This is a genomic window from Micromonospora craniellae (assembly GCF_014764405.1).
GTDB classification, from domain to species: domain Bacteria; phylum Actinomycetota; class Actinomycetes; order Mycobacteriales; family Micromonosporaceae; genus Micromonospora; species Micromonospora craniellae.
This window is the reverse complement of sequence record NZ_CP061725.1, coordinates 3,340,280-3,361,348: the sequence shown is the minus strand read 5'-3', so window position 1 is coordinate 3,361,348 and position 21,069 is coordinate 3,340,280. Positions and strand designations below refer to the sequence as shown.

The 21,069-nt window shown below is 65.5% G+C and carries 11 protein-coding genes and 2 pseudogenes; 4 read left to right on the top strand and 9 right to left on the bottom strand.

Going from position 1 to position 21,069, the window contains the following annotated elements; genetic code table 11:
- Window positions 1–6: 6 nt before the first annotated feature.
- From ID554_RS15045 to ID554_RS15035, 3 genes are all read right to left on the bottom strand, one after another.
- On the bottom strand, window positions 7–846 hold the full coding sequence (locus tag ID554_RS15045; RefSeq protein WP_117230666.1) for an alpha/beta fold hydrolase: 840 nt from the start codon (window positions 844–846) through the stop codon (window positions 7–9).
- Window positions 843–4,088, bottom strand: a complete 3,246-nt coding sequence (locus ID554_RS15040; protein WP_117230667.1) for an amino acid adenylation domain-containing protein — start codon at window positions 4,086–4,088, stop codon at window positions 843–845. The genes ID554_RS15045 and ID554_RS15040 overlap by 4 nt, the downstream gene beginning before the upstream one ends.
- Before the next feature lie 78 nt (window positions 4,089–4,166).
- On the bottom strand, window positions 4,167–5,288 hold the full coding sequence (locus ID554_RS15035) for a methyltransferase (RefSeq protein WP_223884598.1): 1,122 nt from the start codon (window positions 5,286–5,288) through the stop codon (window positions 4,167–4,169).
- A gap of 1,197 nt (window positions 5,289–6,485) precedes the next feature.
- Between ID554_RS15035 and ID554_RS15030 the strand changes: the two genes are divergently transcribed.
- Window positions 6,486–7,634, top strand: coding sequence for a hypothetical protein (locus ID554_RS15030; RefSeq protein ID WP_117230668.1), 1,149 nt, complete (start codon window positions 6,486–6,488; stop codon window positions 7,632–7,634).
- 6 nt (window positions 7,635–7,640) lie between these two features.
- Here ID554_RS15030 and ID554_RS15025 read toward each other — a convergent pair.
- The 5 genes and pseudogenes from ID554_RS15025 to ID554_RS15005 all read right to left on the bottom strand — a co-directional run.
- Window positions 7,641–8,114: pseudogene (locus ID554_RS15025) on the bottom strand (transposase); the annotation flags it as partial.
- Window positions 8,115–8,197: 83 nt separating this feature from the next.
- Window positions 8,198–9,214, bottom strand: a complete 1,017-nt coding sequence (locus ID554_RS15020) for an IS3 family transposase (RefSeq protein WP_113974893.1) — start codon at window positions 9,212–9,214, stop codon at window positions 8,198–8,200.
- 5 nt (window positions 9,215–9,219) lie between these two features.
- Window positions 9,220–9,651: a transposase gene (locus ID554_RS15015; protein WP_191088728.1), complete on the bottom strand. Its 432-nt coding sequence runs from the start codon at window positions 9,649–9,651 to the stop codon at window positions 9,220–9,222.
- Between the two features lie 63 nt (window positions 9,652–9,714).
- Complete coding sequence (locus ID554_RS15010) at window positions 9,715–10,236, bottom strand: DDE-type integrase/transposase/recombinase (RefSeq protein WP_117231444.1); 522 nt, start codon at window positions 10,234–10,236, stop codon at window positions 9,715–9,717.
- 5 nt (window positions 10,237–10,241) lie between these two features.
- Complete coding sequence (locus ID554_RS15005) at window positions 10,242–10,673, bottom strand: transposase (protein ID WP_191088728.1); 432 nt, start codon at window positions 10,671–10,673, stop codon at window positions 10,242–10,244.
- Between the two features lie 95 nt (window positions 10,674–10,768).
- Here ID554_RS15005 and ID554_RS15000 point away from each other — a divergent pair, with 95 nt between their 5' ends.
- The 3 genes from ID554_RS15000 to ID554_RS14990 all read left to right on the top strand — a co-directional run bounded on the left by ID554_RS15000 (window position 10,769) and on the right by ID554_RS14990 (window position 18,015).
- The gene (locus ID554_RS15000; protein ID WP_117229952.1) at window positions 10,769–11,020 is read left to right on the top strand and encodes a hypothetical protein; all 252 of its coding nucleotides are present in this window, start codon (window positions 10,769–10,771) and stop codon (window positions 11,018–11,020) included.
- A gap of 398 nt (window positions 11,021–11,418) precedes the next feature.
- A complete protein-coding gene (locus tag ID554_RS14995; protein WP_325051142.1) occupies window positions 11,419–15,105 on the top strand; it encodes a YobI family P-loop NTPase in 3,687 nt (1,228 codons plus the stop codon).
- Window positions 15,106–15,723: 618 nt separating this feature from the next.
- On the top strand, window positions 15,724–18,015 hold the full coding sequence (locus tag ID554_RS14990) for a P-loop NTPase fold protein (protein WP_158573803.1): 2,292 nt from the start codon (window positions 15,724–15,726) through the stop codon (window positions 18,013–18,015).
- 321 nt (window positions 18,016–18,336) lie between these two features.
- On the opposite strand, the pseudogene ID554_RS33095 reads toward ID554_RS14990, so the two are convergent.
- A pseudogene (locus ID554_RS33095) lies at window positions 18,337–20,529 on the bottom strand (RelA/SpoT family protein); the annotation flags it as partial.
- Between the last annotated feature and the right edge of the window lie 540 nt (window positions 20,530–21,069).

Genomic DNA, 21,069 nt, shown 5'->3' with positions numbered 1-21,069 from the left:
CACGTGTCACGTCTGGTCTGACAACGTCAGGTGGTGATCAGATCCCGCAGGCTCCGCCTGGCGCCGCAGTTCCTTTGCGCGTCGTACGAGACCAAAGAACGCCTCTGGATCCGTGATGTGTGCGATGTGCGCCGTACGTGGAAGCTCGACATACACGCCACGCAGGACGAGTTCGGCTAGGCCACGAGTTGTGCGGCGATCGTGCTCCAGCGAGTCCACGCCGGCCGCTGCAACAGTCGGTACACCGAAAGTGAGCGGCTCGAATCCCACGGTGTTGAGTTCAGCGTCGGACATCTCGGCTAGTAGTGCCCGGCCGTCCTCGAGGTCAGCGTCTGGTCGGCCGGTACCCTTCGTGACCTCTCGCCCCAGCACTGCGGCACGCAGTGCCCTGACGGCTTCGGTCGGGTCCTCGGCGCCCGTCTCTCGGACGAGCGCTTCCCAGGGCGCCAGGTCAGGCCACCACGGGAGCCAGCGGATCGGTGGCTCGTAAACCACGAGCGCACCGGCCAGCGCTGGCGACTGCCCGAGAGCATTGAGCGCGACCAGGCCACCGTAGCTGTGACCGACGACGATGTCGGGCTGGTGCCTGGCCAGGATGTCCTGCAGGTCGGCCACATGCCTACCCAGTCCACACGTGGCGTGCCCGGGCTGGCGCGAGTGGCCCCACCCACGACGGTCGTACGCGAGTGAGCGCCACTGGGGAAGGTATCTGCGTGAGCCCCGGCTAAAGCTCGCCGACGAGTCCAGTGTGCCGTGCACGTACAGCACGCTGCCCTCGGTGGCATCGGCCGGGCCCCCGACCTTCACCCGAAGCTGAGGTGTGTCCGGGCCCCGCTCGCCGCTCATGCGGCGACCCGCGTCGAGGGTGGCGCGGCGGAGCGCTGTGGCGGCATCTGTTGGATGATTTCCACAGTCAGAACTTCCGGCGTGCAGTTGTCTAATAGGGACTCGAACTCGATTGAGATCCCGAACCTCCCATTGATCAGGTTGAAGAGCTCAGCGGTGGAGAGTGAGTCCCCGCCGAGTGAGTGGAAGTCGGAATGGCTCTTGACCCGGTGGAGCGGCAGCCGCAGGCACTGGGCGAACAACTGGGCCACGGCCCAGGTCACACGGGCCTGGTTCCACGCCGTGTCCGCGCCGTCGGGTTGCTCCGCTGACTGCCACGTCAGGGTGCCCGGAGCGCTACTGGTGGAGCGAACCTTCAGGCCGCTGGCCTGAGGGATCTGCCAGTCGGCCTTGCCGTTGATCGTGCGCCCGCTGTCTTCGACCTGCTGGAACACGGACGGAATCATCGGAGGATACAACCGCGGCGAAAGAAATCGCCGAAGCCCCTCCTCGTCGAGGGTCCCTTCGGTGACCACGACATTGGCTTTCAACTGCCCGTCTGCCTCATAGACGGTGCAGGCGGCGATCTGTGCGAACTCGGCGATGACGTTCTCCACCTCGTTCAGCTCGATTCGGTGACCTCGGATCTTCACCTGCCGGTCGGCTCGTCCAATGAACTCCAAGGTTCCGTCCGGTCGCCACCGGCAACGATCGCCCGTGCGATAGATGAGCTGGCCAGGCCTGTCAACGAAGTGGTCCGCTCTGAACCGCTCCTCCATTAGGTCAGGGCGATTGAGATAACGACCCAAGCCGATGCCACCGACACACAGCTCTCCCTCTACCCCGACGGGCACGGGACGGTCGCCGTCGAGCACGTATACCCGTCTGTTCGTCGCCGGCCGGCCAATGGGCGGCCTATCGTCACTGTCGCCGCACTCATGCCACGCGGTCAGCGCCGCCGCTTCCGCCGGACCGTAGATGTTCAGGAATCGCCGACGCTGGCCACGCCATTTTCGAACGATGGGTGAGGCTAGTCGTTCGCCGGCCGCAGCTGCGATCCTGAGGTCCGGAAGGTCGGTGTACGGCAGGCCCGACCACACCGACGGCGTCATGATGACGGAGGTGATCCTTCGGCGCTTCAGCGTCCTGGCCAACGGTGGGCCCACCTGTAGCTTCGCGCTGTCTGCGAACACGAGGGTCGCTCCTGACAGGAGGGTCAGGGCGATGTCTGAGATGCACCCGTCGAAGTTCGGCGACAGGAACTGCAGCACCCGGTCGGTGGGGCCAAGCCGAAAGATGTCGTTCAGTCCTTCGTACAGGTTCGACACACCCTCGTGGCTGATGGCGATCGCCTTCGGCCGGCCAGTCGATCCGCTCGTGAAGACGACATAGGCGGTGTTTCCTACGTTGACTCCGGTGACCGGCGCCGACTCGTGGTCCGGTGAGGTCGAGACGACTACCGTAGGCGTGCGTAGCGAGAAGGCTTGAAACTCGACGAACGATGCGGCGTCGGTCAACACCAGGGATGCTTTCGACTCGTCCAGCATTCCGGCAAGTCGGTCTCGGGGGCAGGTGACGTCGGCCAGGACGAAGGCGCCACCCGCCTTCGCGACGGCGAGCACGGCACAGACGAAGTCCGTCCCCCGTTCCATCACGATGGCAACGACTGTTTCCGGCTGCACGCCGAAGCTACGCAACTGATAGGCGAGTGTGTTGCTTCGACGGTCCAGCTCGCGATAGGTGAGAGCTTCGGTCTCGGCTTCCACCGCGATGCTGTCCGGCTGCAGCGTCGCCTGTGCAGAGAATTTCACGTGCCAGGGATCGTGGTCGGCTTGACCTCGGACGGTGCCGCTCCAACGCAGGGTGGCTGAGGCCTCCGCGGCTCCGCTCCGCGGTCGGTCCGCAAGACCGTCTGTGCGAGAAGCAGGAGCAGAATCCGCAGGCTGGCCCTCATGCCGGCCGAGTCGGATCGGCGCCGTCGCCAGACAGCGGGTGTTGGGGTGGGGGCCCCAACGCAAGGCCTCAGGATCATCGTCAAAGCTGTAATCAGGATACTTCTCCAGGAACTGGAGAATCGCTATCCCGGCGAGACGCTCGGCATACGGTGCCCCGATGCAGTAGTGGCGACCGAGACCGAAGCCCAAGTGTCGGGCCTCCCTGCGTTGGATGTCGAAAGACAGTGGATCCGTGAACTTCCGTGGATCCACGTTCGCTGCTCCGAGATGGACGAGAACACTCTGTCCGGCCGCGATCTCGTGACCGCCGAGGAGTGTCGTCTCGGTGACGCGCCGTGCGAGGTACTGGCTTGAGCCGTCCAACCTCAATATCTCGTTCACGGCCGAGTCGATGAGATCGGGGACCTCGCGGAGGAGCCGTTGTTGTTCGGGGTATCGGTCGAACAGGCGCAACCCGGTCGATACCAGATGGGTCAACGTCTGGTAGCCGCCACCGGCCAGGACGACACAGTTCGCCGCGACCTCGTACAGGAGCTCATCGACACCAGACTTATCGAGTTCGTGCGGACGCCCTGCTCGGACCAGCGCACTGAGGAGGTCCTCCTGCTCGCCGTCCAGCCGGTCACGGCCGGCCGCCTGCAGGGCTGCCAGTGCGTCGGCGAGCACCGGTATGACTGTCTTGTCGCGTACGTCAGGCAGGGCGGAGACGCTGCCGAGGAGGGTCTCGTAAGCGTCCGCCCACCTGGATATCTCGCTCTCCCGCCCCTCCATCCCCAGCAGGGCGGCGATGAGCGGCGTGGAGAGGTTGGCGGCGAAGTCGGCGATGATGTCCGCGTTTCCGTGTGCTGGTAGACCTGACAGTGCCCGGCGAACGATGTCCTGCATGACGTGGCCCCAGGCGCGGACACGGGGGCCGGAGAAGTGCTCCCGGAGAGCTTCGCGGACCGTGGTATGAGCAGGCGGGTCCTTGAAGAGGAGTTGCTTCTGCAGCATCCCTACGACGTCAGCGGCTTCCCCCAGCCCTCTGCTCTGCAACTCCTCGGAGCCAATTAGTCTGGCGGACGAGAACGTGGCGTGACGGGTGAGCACCTTCACCGACTCTTCGTAGCCAGTGCAGACCCAGACCCGACTGGTTTCGTCGTAGAACACTGGGCCCAGTTCTTGGAGCTGCTGAATGTAGCGGTAAGGGTCCGCGATCACTTCCGCTCGCTGAAGATTGTGGACACCGTGCCTATGCCGGTCATAGACGCGACCGCCTCCTGCTTGTTCCGTCGGATGATGCTGATCGTCGTGCGGCGCGGAACTCATGGACGACCTCCTTCCCCAAGGCACGGTGGAAGCTTCTGCGGTCCGGACCCAATGCCACCTCGGCAGGTCAACCGCCAACTACGACCGCTGGCCCGTGATCATCCCGTGCGGCGTCCAGCCACTGAACTGCTTGCGCCTGATGTTCTTGAAGCCGGCCTCGCGCATACAGTTTTCATGCTGTTCCCACGAATAGATCATGCCGCCTTCCGAGGGCAGGGACGCGAAGTAGACACTGTCGAGAGCGGCCACCGTCGGTCCATCACCTTCGTCGTTCGACATCGAGTTGGTGATGACCAGCTGGCCGCCGTCAGGCAACGCCTGATAGGCCCGACGCATCAAATGCGTGTTCTCCTCAAGCGTCCAGATGACCATCTGGTGGGCGAAGAGAATCACGTCGCACTGACTAGGGAACGGATCGTTGAACATGTCGCCCGCGACTACGTCGATCTGGCCACTGAGTCCTTCGTCGGCGATCCGTCGCTTGGTGATTCGCGCCGTCGCCGGAATCTCCATGACCGTGACCTGGAGATGCGGGTTCGCTTTCGCGAGGGCGATGGCGTTGACGGCGTCGCCGCCACCGCAATCGAGCAGGTGCTTCGCCCCACTCAGGTCGAGTTCCCTGGTGAGCTCCCTGTTCGCAAGCTCCGACCAGGACCGCATGTAGGTGTAGAAGACCCGCTCGAGCTCGGGGTTCTCCGACAAGCGATGGTAGAGGTTGGCACCGGTGCCACGCACTCGGCGCAGGCCCACGTTCCGGTTGCGCCGCAGCGACTCCGTGAAGTCGAGTTGCCCCTCGTAGACGATGTACTGTTCGAAGGCCACGGTGTCCTTCAAGCGCTGCAGATCACCACCCTCCTGCATGTCGGTCAAGACCTGTGCAGTCTCGTACCGGCCGTCGCTCTTCTTGGTAATGCCGAGCGCCGTACAGCCGAGGAGAAGAATGTCGTTGGCCCGCTCGTCGAGGCCAAGACGTAGGTCGATCTCCGGCTTCGTCAGCTTGGGGTCGTCGAGCAGGAGGTCCAACAACCCCAGCTCACACGCGGCATTCAAGTACTGAAATGCCGCGTGTCCGAACAGTACCCGGGCAAGGTCGTCCATGGTCAGGTCGGAGGGTGCCGCTGCGGCGGGGATCGAATCAGTGCTCACGGTGAGATAAACCTCCAGGCTGGGACAGTGGGTCAGATATATGATCGCGATCATCGCGACGCACCTTAAGCTGCGGCATTCTTGCTTTGGCCACAGACTTTCGCGTGCGGGGGCCATAGCCACCCGGGAGCGGGTTGTGCAGCGTTGAATACGCCTCATTCTTCGCACGGGCGAAGATGTTGAGCGACAAGAAGACGAGCCGGGCGTCCGCTTAGCTGTCGCTGCGCACGGGCTCCACCCCTGGCCTACAATGGCGAGGGCTCGGCGAATGGCCGCAGCCTGCCCAGAAAATTTTATTAAGTGCCGAGACGTTTCATGAATCCCCCGATTTTGTGAACGTCGATGCTATCTGGCTTCAACTAGAGCGAAACATGCATGGCGGCTCGTGTCAACATCGACCTCGGTGAGTAACGAAAGCTCGCGCCACCCTCCGACGACAGATCTGCGCGCGGGAAGGTCAGCCCCCACCCCCTCCCGCAGTCCGGCCGAGGGCTGCCAACGCGAGGTCAGCCGATGCGCCATACCCGGCATGGCGCAACCGGAGTCGGGGCACCGCCCGGCACCACCGATGCAGGTCCAAAATTCTCTGGCAGAATTACTAAGCGTGATGAACTGGACACTAGCGTTCCCACCTCGGCCCGCACCGAACGAGCGAATCACCGCGCCGCCCCTTAGCCACGGTGGGGCGCGACCGAGCTGGATAGAGCAGCCCCTTCGAAGATGATCTTGCAGCTCGGCGCGGGTCCGGTAGGCCCGCTAGTCGATAGGTGCGAGGCTCTAGGCAGGACAGTCTGTCGACCAGGACTCAAGGTCCCGACCGGGAGCCTCGCCATGCTGTCCTACCCCGCAACGATTCCGATGTCCCGCCGCAACCCGAAGCAACCGGGTCCGGAACTCGGAGTCCTGCCCGTAGGCCTCGTACGCGGTGACTACCTCGCCGGCAGGCCAGCGGTGATGCCGCGTTCCAGCATCCGCAACCTCAGGGCCGGTTCGTGGCGAACCCGCCCCCCGCCACGATGCCGGCTTCGGTACGGCGGGCGGGATCGTCGCACCAACTGCGGGCAGATACAACTCGCGGTCGATCGGGTGCGTCCGACCGGGCTGGCCCGCGGACCGAACATCGATCACCGCACCTACAAGGCCACCACCAGCATCGACGTCATCACCATTGAGCCTTGACCAACCAGTCACTGCCTCAACTGAACGGCGTTGGTGCTAGAGCCGCGCGGAATCGCTTGAGATCGTGTCGAGGTGACCAGCGCAGCCCCTGACCTCCGGACCAGGCTGATCGACCTCTACGGATCCTGTGCCGCCAGCGTCGCCGGCAAGCTCGGCGAGCTGGGTCTGCCGCCCATGGAGGCGGCCACCGGGTACGCCGTGGTGCGTGCCAAGGACTCGTGGAGCGTCGAGTCGTACCGTACTGCCCGCAGCCCGCTGCACGACTACTCGATCGAACGCCGCCATGCTCCATGGGTGACGCCCGCCGACGTCCAGGCACTGGGCCAGGTCGCGGAGGCACTGCTCACCGAACATTCGTCGACGTTGCCGTTCTACTCCCCGTCAGGTGGCCGGAACTGGCCGCTCATCCGAACGGCAGACGACGCGGGCCACCCACCGGACTTCGCCGTCGATGGGCCTGACTGGGTGGCTCGGATGCTGATCTACCCGGCACTACGCCACCACCTCATACGCGGGGACGCCGTAACCGAGACAGCAGCACGGTTCGCCGACGAGGTACTCGACGTAGCCGCCGACACTGCGCTTCGCTACCGCACCCAGTCCCCACTGGTCAACGTGGTCACAACCGACGGTGGGCCGCTGACGGTCGGCACGGTGACCGTCAGGATGCTGGACGGCGTCGAGCAGCACCAGTGGTATCCCAACAACCCGGACTACCGGATGTGGCGAACCGGATCTGCCACGGCGGAACCACCCACCGCGTTGCTGGAGATCACGTCCATCGGGCCGCGAAACAACTGGTTCTTCCCACCCCGGGAGTCGGTGGAACGGCTTCTGCTCGCCTTAGCCCTGCACGGGCATGAAGTCGGCGCAAGTATCGCCGCCGGGGCACGGGTGCCCGCCTGGCACGGTTCGGGACGGTGGAGCAGTCCGATTCAGGCCCCGGTTGGATCAAAGGATCCGGTGACTTTGACGGTCGAGTCACTGACCGACGCCGTCACCACGGCCCGTCACCTCGACGATCGCCACATCGCAGCCCCAGGTAACACGCATGACCTGGCACTACACCGGTTCCAACTGGGGATCGCGCGGGCCGGCAGCGCCGATGCGATCGTCGACTTCACGGTGGCGTTGGAAGCGCTGCTGCTGCCGTACGACGCCGACACCCGGCACGGAGATCTCTCCTCGGAACCTGTCAAGTCAACTGAGACAATTTCTTGATTTTGTTTAGCTTTGTGCTGGTGGAAGAGGGGCTCCGGCCGAGGTCACGGCCTGTTCCGGGTGGCTGTTGTCGGGTTTGTTGATCCATGCCCGGTCCGGTAGCCGGGGTGGTTGGGGACGGCGGCGTCCGAACCGTTCGGGATGTGCGGCCCAGGCGGCGTCGAGGGTGCGTTGCCGCTGTTCACGGATCTGTCCGGCGGTGCCGTGGTGGACCGATGCCGGGGTGTGCAGGCCGATCCCGGAGTGCCGGTGTTCGTGGTTGTAGTAGCTGTAGAACGCTTCGCAGTGCTGTCGGGCGTGCTGGATCGATCCGAACCGCTCTGGGAACGTGGGGTCGTACTTGAGTGTCTTGAAGCTGGCCTCGATGTACGGGTTGTCGTTGGAGGTCTTGGGCCGGCTGTGGCTGCGGCCGATTTTGAGATCGGTCAGCAGCTGGGTGACGGTCTTGCTGGTCATCGCGGCGCCGCGGTCGGCGTGCACGGTCAGCTGATCGGGGTTCACGCGTTCGCGGGCGGCGGCGTCCGGAACCTGTCAAGTCAACTGAGACAATTTCTTGATTTTGTTTAGCTTTGTGCTGGTGGAAGAGGGGCTCCGGCCGAGGTCACGGCCTGTTCCGGGTGGCTGTTGTCGGGTTTGTTGATCCATGCCCGGTCCGGTAGCCGGGGTGGTTGGGGACGGCGGCGTCCGAACCGTTCGGGATGTGCGGCCCAGGCGGCGTCGAGGGTGCGTTGCCGCTGTTCACGGATCTGTCCGGCGGTGCCGTGGTGGACCGATGCCGGGGTGTGCAGGCCGATCCCGGAGTGCCGGTGTTCGTGGTTGTAGTAGCTGTAGAACGCTTCGCAGTGCTGTCGGGCGTGCTGGATCGATCCGAACCGCTCTGGGAACGTGGGGTCGTACTTGAGTGTCTTGAAGCTGGCCTCGATGTACGGGTTGTCGTTGGAGGTCTTGGGCCGGCTGTGGCTGCGGCCGATTTTGAGATCGGTCAGCAGCTGGGTGACGGTCTTGCTGGTCATCGCGGCGCCGCGGTCGGCGTGCACGGTCAGCTGATCGGGGTTCACGCGTTCGCGGGCGGCGGCGTCGGCGATCAGCGCTTCGGCGAGTTGGCCGTCCTCGTGGGCGGCGACCATGTGCCCGACGACGTAGCGGGACCAGATGTCGATCACCGTGTAAAGGTGGAACCAGACGCCCTTGACCGGGCCGCGCAGCTTCGTGATGTCCCACGACCACACCTGATTCGCGGCGTCGGCGACCAGTTCGGGTTTGGTCCGGGCCGGATGGGTGGCCTGGCTGCGGCGTTCGCCGGTCTGCCCGGCGGCCCGCAGGATCCGGTACATCGTGGACTCCGAGCACCACCAGCGGCCCTCGTCGAGTTCGCGGGCCCACACCTGCGCCGGGGCCAGATCCACGTATGGCGGGCTGTTGAGCAGGTCCAGGACCTGCCGGCGTTCAGGCTCGGTCAGCGCGGACGGCGGCGGCTTACGCGGCGCCCGTGGCCGGGAGACCAGCGGCGGGGCACTACGGCGATACAGCGTCGCCCTCGACAGGCCGGTCAGCCGGCACGCGGGCGCGATGCCCCACAACGGCGTCAGCGCCGCCTGCGCCTCGGCGAGGACGAGTTCGGCATCGCCACGGCATCCGCGCTCTCGGAGAGCAGTTCCAAGAGCGCGTGAGCTTTTCCCATGATCGACAACGCGGTCTGGGTCTTGTTCAACTCGGCCTGCAGGCGGGCGTTCTCCCGCTGAAGACGGGAAAGTTCAGCGTTCTCGGCCTTCTTCGCCGCCCGCGCAGCCGATTGCCGCCGGTCCGTCAGGCCGGCCGCGGCTCCGGCATCCCGCGCCTTGCGCCAGTCGAGAAGGTGTGACCCGTACAGCCGTTCCCGGCGCAGGATCGCCCCGCGAGCCGCCGCATCCGGCGCCGACTCGTACTCGTCCAGAATCCTCGCCTTGAACTCCGCGGTGAATGTCCGCCGCTGGGGCCGGGCGTCCGGATCCAGACTCTCATGGGGCTTCGACGTCATGCTGATGTGCTCTCCTCAGGGCCGTCCAGGAAGAGTATCCCCTGGTAGACGGGCTGTCTCACATCAGCGTGACAGGGAGGGGTCGGCGATCAGCGCTTCGGCGAGTTGGCCGTCCTCGTGGGCGGCGACCATGTGCCCGACGACGTAGCGGGACCAGATGTCGATCACCGTGTAAAGGTGGAACCAGACGCCCTTGACCGGGCCGCGCAGCTTCGTGATGTCCCACGACCACACCTGATTCGCGGCGTCGGCGACCAGTTCGGGTTTGGTCCGGGCCGGATGGGTGGCCTGGCTGCGGCGTTCGCCGGTCTGCCCGGCGGCCCGCAGGATCCGGTACATCGTGGACTCCGAGCACCACCAGCGGCCCTCGTCGAGTTCGCGGGCCCACACCTGCGCCGGGGCCAGATCCACGTATGGCGGGCTGTTGAGCAGGTCCAGGACCTGCCGGCGTTCAGGCTCGGTCAGCGCGGACGGCGGCGGCTTACGCGGCGCCCGTGGCCGGGAGACCAGCGGCGGGGCACTACGGCGATACAGCGTCGCCCTCGACAGGCCGGTCAGCCGGCACGCGGGCGCGATGCCCCACAACGGCGTCAGCGCCGCCTGCGCCTCGGCGAGGACGAGTTCGGCATCGCCACGGCATCCGCGCTCTCGGAGAGCAGTTCCAAGAGCGCGTGAGCTTTTCCCATGATCGACAACGCGGTCTGGGTCTTGTTCAACTCGGCCTGCAGGCGGGCGTTCTCCCGCTGAAGACGGGAAAGTTCAGCGTTCTCGGCCTTCTTCGCCGCCCGCGCAGCCGATTGCCGCCGGTCCGTCAGGCCGGCCGCGGCTCCGGCATCCCGCGCCTTGCGCCAGTCGAGAAGGTGTGAACCGTACAGCCGTTCCCGGCGCAGGATCGCCCCGCGAGCCGCCGCATCCGGCGCCGACTCGTACTCGTCCAGAATCCTCGCCTTGAACTCCGCGGTGAATGTCCGCCGCTGGGGCCGGGCGTCCGGATCCAGACTCTCATGGGGCTTCGACGTCATGCTGATGTGCTCTCCTCAGGGCCGTCCAGGAAGAGTATCCCCTGGTAGACGGGCTGTCTCACATCAGCGTGACAGGGAGGGCCTACCGCTTTCGCATGCACGGCGCGCATTACCTAACCCCAGCCGGTGCCAGCCGCCGCGAGACCGCGCGTCACCTCAATCACCTGTACGGCGTCCGCAGCGCGCTGGTACACGGAGGCAAGCAGTTCCCGACGGCCGAGGAGATGGGCAAGACCCGCGCTCTGGCATACGACCTGTGCCGGCACGGACTCCTCCGCGCCGTCCACGACGGGTTTCCCAGCGTCACCGACTTCAACAGCATGATCCTCGGCGAATCGGGAGGCTGATGCGAGTCCGCCCACTGGACTACCGCGCACGGCGTCACCGATGCCCTGTCCCTCCGCATGTGGAGGGTCTACCCCTGGTCGCCGGGCTGCTCATCGAGCCTGCTCGACCGCCCACCGACGACGTGGAGATCGACCGACGACGCCGCCCGGAAGGCACCCATCGACACATCGAGCGGTCAGGCAACACTACCTTTAGCCAAATAGGCGGCACACCTCGTGGGCGGTCGCCGATCAAGCCGACGGCGGTCTGTCGTCCTGCGGGACCTCACCGTCAGCCCCGGTAGGGCATCTGCTGCGGCCCAGTCACATCGGGGGCCCGAGAGTGTGCTGGGCCGTGCGGCTACCTGGTCCATCGACATGCCGGGGACACGTCAGACCTCGCTCGTAGGATTTCGTCCATGTCGCGAGGGTGGCCGTTCCGGCAGTCCGCATCCCATCCCGACGTGCCGGTCCTTCGGAGTCTCGGGCCCACGTTCGATGAAGACCTGCACGGACGGCACGCGACGGTCCTCCTTGATGCCTTGGCCGACAGGTCCGGGCGCCCCGCGACGAACATCGCGGTCACGGGGCATTACGGCAGCGGGAAGAGCAGTGTCATCCTCGGCGTCCAGCAGGGTCTGGACATGAGGAAGATCAACTGGATCAACCTGTCGCTGTCGAGCCTGGGCATCGACGACACGGCGCGAGCTCGCATCCAGCCTGACGGGTCTCTTCCCCCACTGACGAACCTCATTCAGAAGGAGATCGTCAAGCAGTTGCTCTACCGGAAGGCGCCCCCGGACATGCCGGGGTCGAGGTACTTCCGCATCGACTCGTTCAGGTTCTGGCCGGTGGCCTTCGGGAGCGCCCTGGCCGGGGTGGTGTTCTTCGTGATCGCGGTCCTGTCCGGCCTGGTGAATCGCGTTGAGACGGTGGCACCTCGGGCCCTGGTCGACGGTCGTGGCTGGGTGCCGTGGGCCGTCGTCGGTGGGCTCGGCGTGCTCGTGGGCGTGATCTGTTTCTGGGGTTGGCGTGGTCTGCGGAGCCGGGTGCGGGTGGAGAGCGTGTCCGCGGGCGGAGCAGCCGTCACGCTCAGCGCCAAGGAGAACTCGTACTTCGATGAGTACCTCGACGAGATCGTCTACTTCTTCCAACGGACGAAGACCCAGGTCGCCATTTTCGAGGACCTGGACCGGTTCCGGGACCCGCACATCTTCGAGACGCTGCGCGAGCTGAACACGGTCCTGAACAACTCCGAGCAGATCAAGTCACGGCCGGTCCAGTTCGTGTACGCGGTCCGCGACAGCATCTTCGAACAACTCAACGTCGACGCCACCCCCGGCGGTGACGAGACCCCCGATGCCGGTGCGACGGCGCGTGGTCCGTCGGCTCGGGAGAGCGCCCCGTCGGCAAACAGGACGAAGTTCTTCGACCTGGTCGTTCCGATGGTGCCGTTCCTCACGCACCGATCGTCACGCGACCTGTTGGCGGCGGAGTTCACCGAATCGGACGAACGGCCCTCGGCCGCGTTGATGACCCTGGTCGGTGGGCATCTGACCGACATGCGCCTGATCCGCAACATCCGCAACGAGTTCGAGATCTACCGCGTCTCGATCCTCAGAAAGAAGGGCCTCCAGGGCCTCACCGCGGACCGGCTGTTCGCGATGATGGTCTACAAGAACCTCCATCTGGAGGACTTCGAGGCCATCCGACTTGGCGAAAGCAAGATCGACGCGGCCTACCGGGCTTTCCGCGACATGGTCACGCATCAGACGGTGCGCCAGGCAGCGGCCAGCAAGGAGGCACTGGACAAGGTCGCGTCGAACGCCCTGTGGGACAAGCACGCGAAGGCCGCCGGCGAACGGCTCCAACAGGTGCTGCCTGTTCTTTGTCGGGTGATCGGGCGTTCGAGTCGTCGGACCGTCCTGTACCTCCAGTCGGAGCAGTACCCCTTTTCTGAGCTTACGTCTGGCGACTTCTGGAGGACGCTGCACACGACGACTCCTCAAAGCGTGCGGCTCGCTCAGCCCGGAGAGCACGGCATGGACCTGTCGTTCCGTGACCTGATCGCGTTGGTCGGGGAAGGGGCTGCTGCGTTAGATCAGGCCGTCGAGGCCGATGGCGCTGGCCTCCTGCGTGCCTCACGGGCTGCGTTGAACACCAAGGAGTTCGTGGCGAAGGCCACGATGGCGCAGCTCATGGCCCGTCAGGACCTGGTCATGCCCAGCGGCGGCGACGCCTGCCACAATCTTGACGCCATCGTCGCCGGCCTCGTGTCGCCCGTGGCCCACGACTTGCTCGCGAAGGGCTACATCGACGAGAACTTCACCCTCTACTGCTCTGACTACCACGGCATCGCCATCAGCGTCAGCGCGATGAACTTCATCCTCCACTGCGTCCAGCCCGACCGTGAAGACCACCGCTTCCGCTTCGACGAGCCTGCCTCCATCGACAAGGTCGAGGCGGAGATGGGCTCCCGATTCCTCGACGGCAAGAGCGTCTTCAACATCGAGGTCTTCGATCACTACCTGCCCACACACCCTGAGCAGCTCGACACCGCACTCGACAAACTCGTCATGCGCGCCGGAACCGACGCCTCGTTCCTCGACGCGTACCTCGCGGACGGCACGTTCCGCGACGTCTTCGTAAGCCGACTGGCTCCTCGCTGGAAGGGTGCCTTCGTCCATCTGGTCGAGAACACCCCGATCGACATCGCGGCGGCCGTCGCGCTCGTCGACGCCGCTGTTCAAAGCGCGGATCGCGAGGTCGACTACGACTCCTCGGGCCAGGTGGCAGAGTTCCTAGCGGAGCATTACGCCGAGATGCGGGCGTTCACCGCCACGGTGGAGACCTCGAAGGCAGCTTGCGTCGCAGCACTGGCTTCTCATTTCGGCGCCCAGGTCAGCGACCTGACGGTGCTCGGGGACGCACAGCGCGAAGCGGTGGTGGCGGCCAGCCTGTACCCGGTCACCAGGGCGAACCTGCTGGCGGCACTCGGTGAGGACACCCTGCTGGCCCTCGACGTGGTGAAGGCCACCAACACAACCGTCTACCAGCACGTCCTCGACAACCTGGACAGCTACCTCCACACCCGCGAGGAAGACGAGATGACCGTCGAAGCCTCGGAGGCGTTCGTCTCGGTGCTGAACGACGTCGTCAGCGCCTCCGAGTCGGCGGTGCTGCCGGTGGCGGAGGGTGCGTCGCCGGGGTGCGAGGTAGCCGGCCTGGAGGAACTCGACGCCTCGGCGTGGGCTGCGGTGGTGGCGGCGAGCAGACTCGCGCCGACCGTCTCGAACGTCAACCAGTACGTCGCCAAGCTCGGCGTCAGCGGGGACCTCGCGAAGATCCTGAGCAGACACGACCTCACCCACGTCGGCGCGGTCCAGGAGACATCCAGATACGACCTCGGATACGCGCTGGTCCATGCGGAGAACCTGGCCCCGGTAGCGCGGGTCCGGCTGGTGAAGCAGCTCCAGCTTCCCGGCGCGTTGAATCCGGAACACGTGACCGGCGGCGGACTCACGCTGCTGCCGGCCCTACTGGAGGCCGACCTGGTGCCCGACAGCCCGGAGACGTATGCGCGCTTGGTAGATAGTTCGTTCGAGGTCCGCGAGGAGTACTTCGCCAAGTCGAAACTACTCGCGACCTACGTGTGCGAACTTCCACTTCCAGGCGACGACCTACCGAGAATCCTCCGGAGTCCTCGCGTGGCGACGGACGTCAAGCGCGCGATCGCCGAGGACCCGGAGCGCGAACCCGACCATCTGTCCACCTCCAGCGCCATCGCCATCTGCGAATGGGCAGCCACGGGCAACACTGTCACCGTGGAGCTACTGGTCACACTCAGCGAAGCCGGAGCACCCGCCGAACACATCCTGAATCTGCTGAAACCCCACCTCACCAGCATCGAGCAACCGGCGCTGGACCAGATTCTTCGGGCGCTCGGCGGCGACTACGAGATCCTCACCACGCTCGGCCGTCGTCGTCCCAGGTTGGAGGAACTACCCGGGACCGACGAACTACTCAAGGAACTACAGAACCGTCACAGGGTCAGCTCGTACCGCCCATCGACGCGCGGAGGCATCCGGGTCAGCATGCGCCAATGACACGCACGGGTAGCACCGCCCCTCGCTGGCCCTCGGCATGGCCGCAGCCTCGGCGCCGCTCTTGCCACCCCCGCTATAGGGGTGGCTCATTCACGGCCCGGGCTGGACAACGAGAGGGCACTGCCAGTTGGCATGCAGTAGAAGACGGCGTCTAATGGCCCGCTAAGGGCGCCCCAGATAATGACAACTCTGCTCGACGCGTCCACCGCCCGGACGCGTACCGCACGCGCGGCGATCGTCTCCGCCGCCCGACGGCGGCCACCTAGCCCCCGCCTGGCGTTGACCGTCCTGCCGCCGCGCCAAGCCCCTGCGAACGTTGATTCGGGAAATGGAATCCGTCGACAGCAACCCCGAAATGGCAGCCCTCGATCGACAGACAGGAAGCTGATGCCATTCGATTGACGGGCGGGCGAGCCCGAACATCGTGCTGGCGCCAACCGCCACGAGAGTCGCCTCCTTACTGCGCAGTCCTCCGTGTCCGTGAGCGCGCTGCGGGAGCAACACCGCGCCGCGGTGATTGCCTGCCTTCGATCGATGCGAGAGACTGCGGACGGACAACCGGGGAGGGTTGCGGTCTTGGGTTCGGGTCGGTTCACTTGGCTGCTCGGCGCTGGCCCGTTGTTCTTCGCAGCACTCTTCGCGTGGTCGTTCGCCAGCGCCTACTCGACCGTGGCCGCTATCTCTCTCGGCGTGCTCCTGGGCATAGCCACCATTCTGGCGGCGTTGACGATCACCGCGATGGCGACGGTCGACGATGTGGACAGGATCCTGGAGGCCATCCGGTCCCGACTGGAACGCATCTGGCTCCGGCTGCAGCATAACGTCGCCGAGTTCCTCCGATCGCACTACGCGGAAACGGCGGAGCGTGAGGGTGGCAAACACGAGTTCCAGCGGCTACGGGCGGCGTACCCAAACTTCTGGGAGCAGGCCGTGTGGGCCACGACGGAGCCGCCCATTGACGTCTTCAGAGCGCTCAGCGATTACCGGCGCGCCGGGGCCCGAGGCCTGATCCGGTCCAGCCTCCTGCTCGTCCTACTCTGCACCGTCGCTATCTCGCTGGCAGAGCCTGTGGCTCGGCTCTGCCGAGCCCTTTACCAGGGCACCGTGATGCCCTCCGACGTGACCGGGCGCTGGACGGCTGCAGTGCGCGCGACGGACCTGCCGCAACTCGACTTCTACCTGCTGCTGGGGCTCCTGATAATCGCGGCCGTCGCACTGGTTCGGGGCACACCGCGCTGGCTCGTATCCTGGATCAAGCCCGCGATGCAGTGGAGCACCGCCAGTCACACGCTGATCCAGGACCGGCTACGCGCCGCCTTCGAGGCACACGCCAACGAGCCGGGGCATATGGCAGTGCTGCCGAGCATGCCAATCTCGCCGACTCTGGCCGACGTCAGCGCCGACCGACTTGTCGACCGCTCCGAGATCGAGCAGATCCGGGATCAGGTGTTCTTCCTGGGTGCCCACGCGGTGGCGATCAGCGGCTCGCGAGGCGTCGGCAAGACCACGATGCTGCGCTCGCTGACCGAAGAGTCGCCCCACCCGGACACGTTCGGCTTGATGATCTCGGCACCGGTGCGCTACGAACCTCGGGACTTCATGCTGCACCTCTACGCCCAGTTGTGTGAGGCGGTGGTGCACCGAATCGGCCGGCAGAGACCGCCGACGCTGAGACGGCGTGGATTGCGTGCGCTCCGCCGACTCACCATCACCCTGCTCAGCCTCGCGGTCGTGATCTGCCTGCTGGCGATGGTCTTTCCGGGGACCCGCCGGCTGGTGGTTGACGGGCACCCGCTACCCCAACTCGCCGGGACCTATCTCGTACTCGGTGTCGCAATCTTCCTACTGGCTCGCCGTCTCTGGGCAGGTGATCAGACCGAAAGATTGGGCCTGTCCGCAGAGGCCACCCGGCGACTACGGCAGATCCGGTTCCTGCAGACGCTCTCGGTTGAGCATTCTGGCCAGGCGGCGCCGTGGTCGGTGCAACTCGGCTGGAAATGGGGCCGGCAGTGGGCCGAACAGCCGCTGAGCCTGCCTGACGTCGTGGCCGCCTATCGCGAGTTCACCAGCAAGGTGGCGGCGTGGTGGCGTGACGAGACCGACGGGCACGGCCATCTGATCATTGCGATCGATGAGCTGGACCGGATCGCCGAGCCGGAGCTGGCGGAGCGGTTCCTCAACGAGATCAAGGCCATCTTCGGAGTGGAGCGCTGCGCCTATCTCGTGTCGGTCTCAGAGGAGGCGCTGGTCAACTTCGAGCGGCGAGTGGTACGCACCCGGACGGTCTTCGACAGCGCCTTCGACCATGTCGTTCACCTGCGCCCGATGCTCATAGCCGAATCCGTCGCTCTGCTGCGGCACCGGCTGTCAGGTGTGCCGTCGTCTTTCTGGATGCTCTGCCACTGCCTGGCTGGCGGCATGCCCCGGGACGTGCTGCGGGTGGCTCGATTGATGATCGGGCTGCACCGCGGTTCAAACGTGGGCAAGGATCTCGATGCGGTGACCGCCCAATTGGTGACCCTCGAGGCGCAGGCAGTGAAGCGCGGCTTCCAGCAGCGGGTAGCTCGCGACGCAACCGACGATGGGGATCCGAAGCTGGTGAAGCTGATGTCCGACCCGCAGTGGCCCGACATCACTATCGACGGACTACGGACCGCAGCGGATGAGTTGCTGGCCGATCCGGAGCCGACCGAGGCATCCACGGCGCTGGCCGCCGCCTTGCTCTACTACTCGGTCGTGCTAGAGGTCTTCCGCCACGATTCGCAGATTCTGGCCAGTTGGGGGCAGTCGAACCCCGACAAGGATCCACTCGCCGTCGACCTGGCCCACGCTCATGAGCAGCTCGCGGTCGATCCGCCGATGGCGCTGCAGCAGCTACGCCAAGTTCAAGGGCACCTCGCTGCAGAATAGAGTGCAGACCTTACCGGTGGCTGTGGGCCTGACCAGGTTGGCGGACATCCCAGCTTAGAGGGGCTGAGTGCTCCTCGGGAGGATGTTCATCGCGCCTCACCCTACCGGCCCGGCACAGGCCCGACCGGATGTACGCCAACTGCGGCTAGGACTCGACAAGTACCGTCGCACGCTACGCACTTGCAAGATGATCGACGCTGGCGTCACGATCGTTCGGGAGCTGAATCTAATTGGCTCGGACGCCCGGCCTGCTGTTCAGAACGGGTTGACCTCAACGACTTTCCGATTAGGAACTTGTACGCGAATTGGGTCAGGTGTGAATCAGGCTCCCGATGTGACCCGGTAGGCGTCGAAGACCCCGTCGACCTTGCGGACGGCGGCCAGCAGATGCCCCAGGTGCTTGGGGTCGGCCATCTCGAAGCTGAACCGGCTCACCGCCACCAAGTCTCGGGTGGTGGTGACGGTGGCGGAGAGAATGTTGACCTGGACGTCGGAGATCGCTCGGGCAATGTCAACGAGTAGCCGTCGACGGTCCAGCGCCTCCACCTGGATGGCGACCAGGAACGTCGAGGAAGAGGTCAGCTTCCAACTCACCTCGACCACCCGCTCGCCCTGGGCGCGCAGGTCCTCGGAGTTGGCGCAGTCGTCACGGTGCACACTCACCCCACCGGAACTCGTGACGAAGCCGAACACTGAATCCGGCGGCACCGGGGTGCAGCAGCGGGCCAGCTTGATCCAGACGTCGCTGACGCCCCGTACGACCACACCCGGGTCGTGGCTGGAGGCCCGGCTGCGCGGCGGCCGGGTGGCCACCGCGGTCTCCGCGATGTCCTCGGCCGCGCCCTCCTCGCCGCCATAGGTGGCCATCAGCTTCTGCACCACCGACTGCGCGGAGACCTGGCTGTCCCCCACCGCCGCGTACAGCGACGCCACGTCGGCCAGGTGCAGGTCCCGGGCGATCGCCATCAGGTTGTCGGAGGTGAGCATCCGCTGCAAGGGCATGCCCTGCTTGCGCATGGCCTTGACGATCGCGTCCTTGCCCTCCTCGATCGCCTCCTCGCGACGCTCCTTGTTGAAGTACTGCCGGATCTTCGTCCGCGCCCGGGGGCTCTTGACGAAGCCCAACCAGTCCTGCGTCGGGCCGGCCGTCTCCGACTTCGAGGTGAAGATCTCGATCACGTCACCGTTGGACAGCGTCGACTCCAACGGCACCAACTTGCCGTTGACCCGCGCCCCGATGCACTTGTGCCCCACCTCGGTGTGCACCGCGTACGCGAAGTCCACCGGCGTCGACCCCGTCGGCAACGGGATCACGTCACCCTTCGGGGTGAAGACGTACACCTCCTGGCTGGACAGGTCGAACCGCAACGCGTCCAGGAACTCGCCCGGGTCCGCCGCCTCCCGCTGCCAGTCCAACAACTGCCGCAGCCACGTCATCTCGTCGATGTGCGCCGGCGGCCCGACGATCTGGGTGCCCTTCTCCTTGTACTTCCAGTGCGCCGCGATACCGAACTCCGCCGTACGGTGCATCGCGTACGTCCGGATCTGCATCTCCACCGGCTTGCCGGTCGGCCCGATCACCGTCGTGTGCAACGACTGGTACATGTTGAACTTGGGCATCGCGATGTAGTCCTTGAACCGCCCCGGCACCGGCTGCCAGTTCGCGTGGATCACACCCAACGCCGCGTAGCAGTCCCGCACCGTGTCGACCAGGATCCGCACACCCACCAGGTCGTAGATATCGTTGAACTCGCGGCCCCGCACGATCATCTTCTGGTAGATCGAGTACAGGTGCTTCGGCCGCCCGGTAACCTCCGCCTTGATGTTTGCCGCCCTCAACTCAGGGTGCACCTTCTGCGTCACCTGCCGCAGCAACGCCTCACGCTGCGGCTGGTGCTCCCCGATCAGCCGGTTGATCTCCTCGAACCGCTTCGGGAACAACGTCCAGAGCGCCAGATCCTCCAGCTCCCACTTCAGGACGTTGAGACCGACACGGTGTGCCAGTGGCGTCCACAGGTTCAGGGTTTCCCGGGCGAGGCGCTCCTGCTCACCGCGAGCGACATAGGCGAGGGTTCGCATGTTGTGTAGACGCTGCGCGAGCTTGATCACCAGGACACGTGGATCCTTCGCCGCGACGGCGACCACGTTGCGGATCGCTTTCGTCTCGGCGACGTTGTCCAGCTCAACTTTGTCGATCTTTCCCACGCCGTCGACCAACAGCGTCACCTCGCTACCGAAGTCGGCGTACATCTGCTCGACGCTGTAGGCCGCGTCGTGCACCGTTCCAGACAGCAGCGCGGCCATGACCGTCTCTGATTCCATGCCTAGATAAGCCAGGATGGTCGCCACCGCGAGCGGATGGGTGATGTACGGGTCGCCTGACTTGCGGAATTGACCGGAGTGCCAGCGGGCCGCCGCGTCGAACGCCTGCTGGATGCCCCTCACATCCGCCCGAGGGTGGTTCTCACGCAGTGAGGTCACCAAGGGCTCGAGTACCTCACTCACCGCCGGCGAGGTGTCGATGATCTTCGGTAGCCTGAGACGGTGGGCTATCCGCCGTAGTGGAGACCGGGTTTGCGGGGTCTGCGTGAGAGTCCGCGCCGCGAGTTGGCGCTCGGCAGCCAGTGCGGACTCATCGCGTGCCAGTTTGTGTAGCAGGGACGCGCCTCGCGGGTCTTTGGCGGCGTGCAGTGCCGTGGCTGCGGCGCGGCGCTGAGCCGAGTTGATTTTCTCGTCTCTGGCGAGATCGACGAGGTGGCGCCGGCCCAGGCTCTGGTTGATCTGTGTGAGAGCTTCTGCGGCCCAGATTCGTTGCGTCGCCTCGAATCCCTGGTCTTTAGCCACGGAGGTCAGGATCAGTATGGCGTCGATGCCGTCGAGGCACGCCAACTGATTCATGATCCACTGGTCGCCTGCGGTTGAGCTGACATCGGCGGAGGTGGTGGTCAAGGCGGCCATGGCCCGCAGTGTGGTGGCCCTAAAGGCGCTGCTCTGTCGACGATCTGTGGCGATGACCGTCGCCAAGTGCAGCCCCTTCGCACGGTCCAGCCGCAG

Excerpts from the sequence above, each read along its gene's own strand:
- ID554_RS15045 (WP_117230666.1), bottom strand. The coding sequence starts at position 846 with ATGAGCGGCGAGCGGGGCCCGGACACACCTCAGCTTCGGGTGAAGGTC.
- ID554_RS15040 (WP_117230667.1), bottom strand. The coding sequence starts at position 4,088 with ATGAGTTCCGCGCCGCACGACGATCAGCATCATCCGACGGAACAAGCA.
- ID554_RS15035 (WP_223884598.1), bottom strand. The coding sequence starts at position 5,288 with ATGATCGCGATCATATATCTGACCCACTGTCCCAGCCTGGAGGTTTAT.
- ID554_RS15015 (WP_191088728.1), bottom strand. The coding sequence starts at position 9,651 with ATGACGTCGAAGCCCCATGAGAGTCTGGATCCGGACGCCCGGCCCCAG.
- ID554_RS15005 (WP_191088728.1), bottom strand. The coding sequence starts at position 10,673 with ATGACGTCGAAGCCCCATGAGAGTCTGGATCCGGACGCCCGGCCCCAG.
- ID554_RS15000 (WP_117229952.1), top strand. The coding sequence starts at position 10,769 with ATGCACGGCGCGCATTACCTAACCCCAGCCGGTGCCAGCCGCCGCGAG.
- ID554_RS14995 (WP_325051142.1), top strand. The coding sequence starts at position 11,419 with ATGTCGCGAGGGTGGCCGTTCCGGCAGTCCGCATCCCATCCCGACGTG.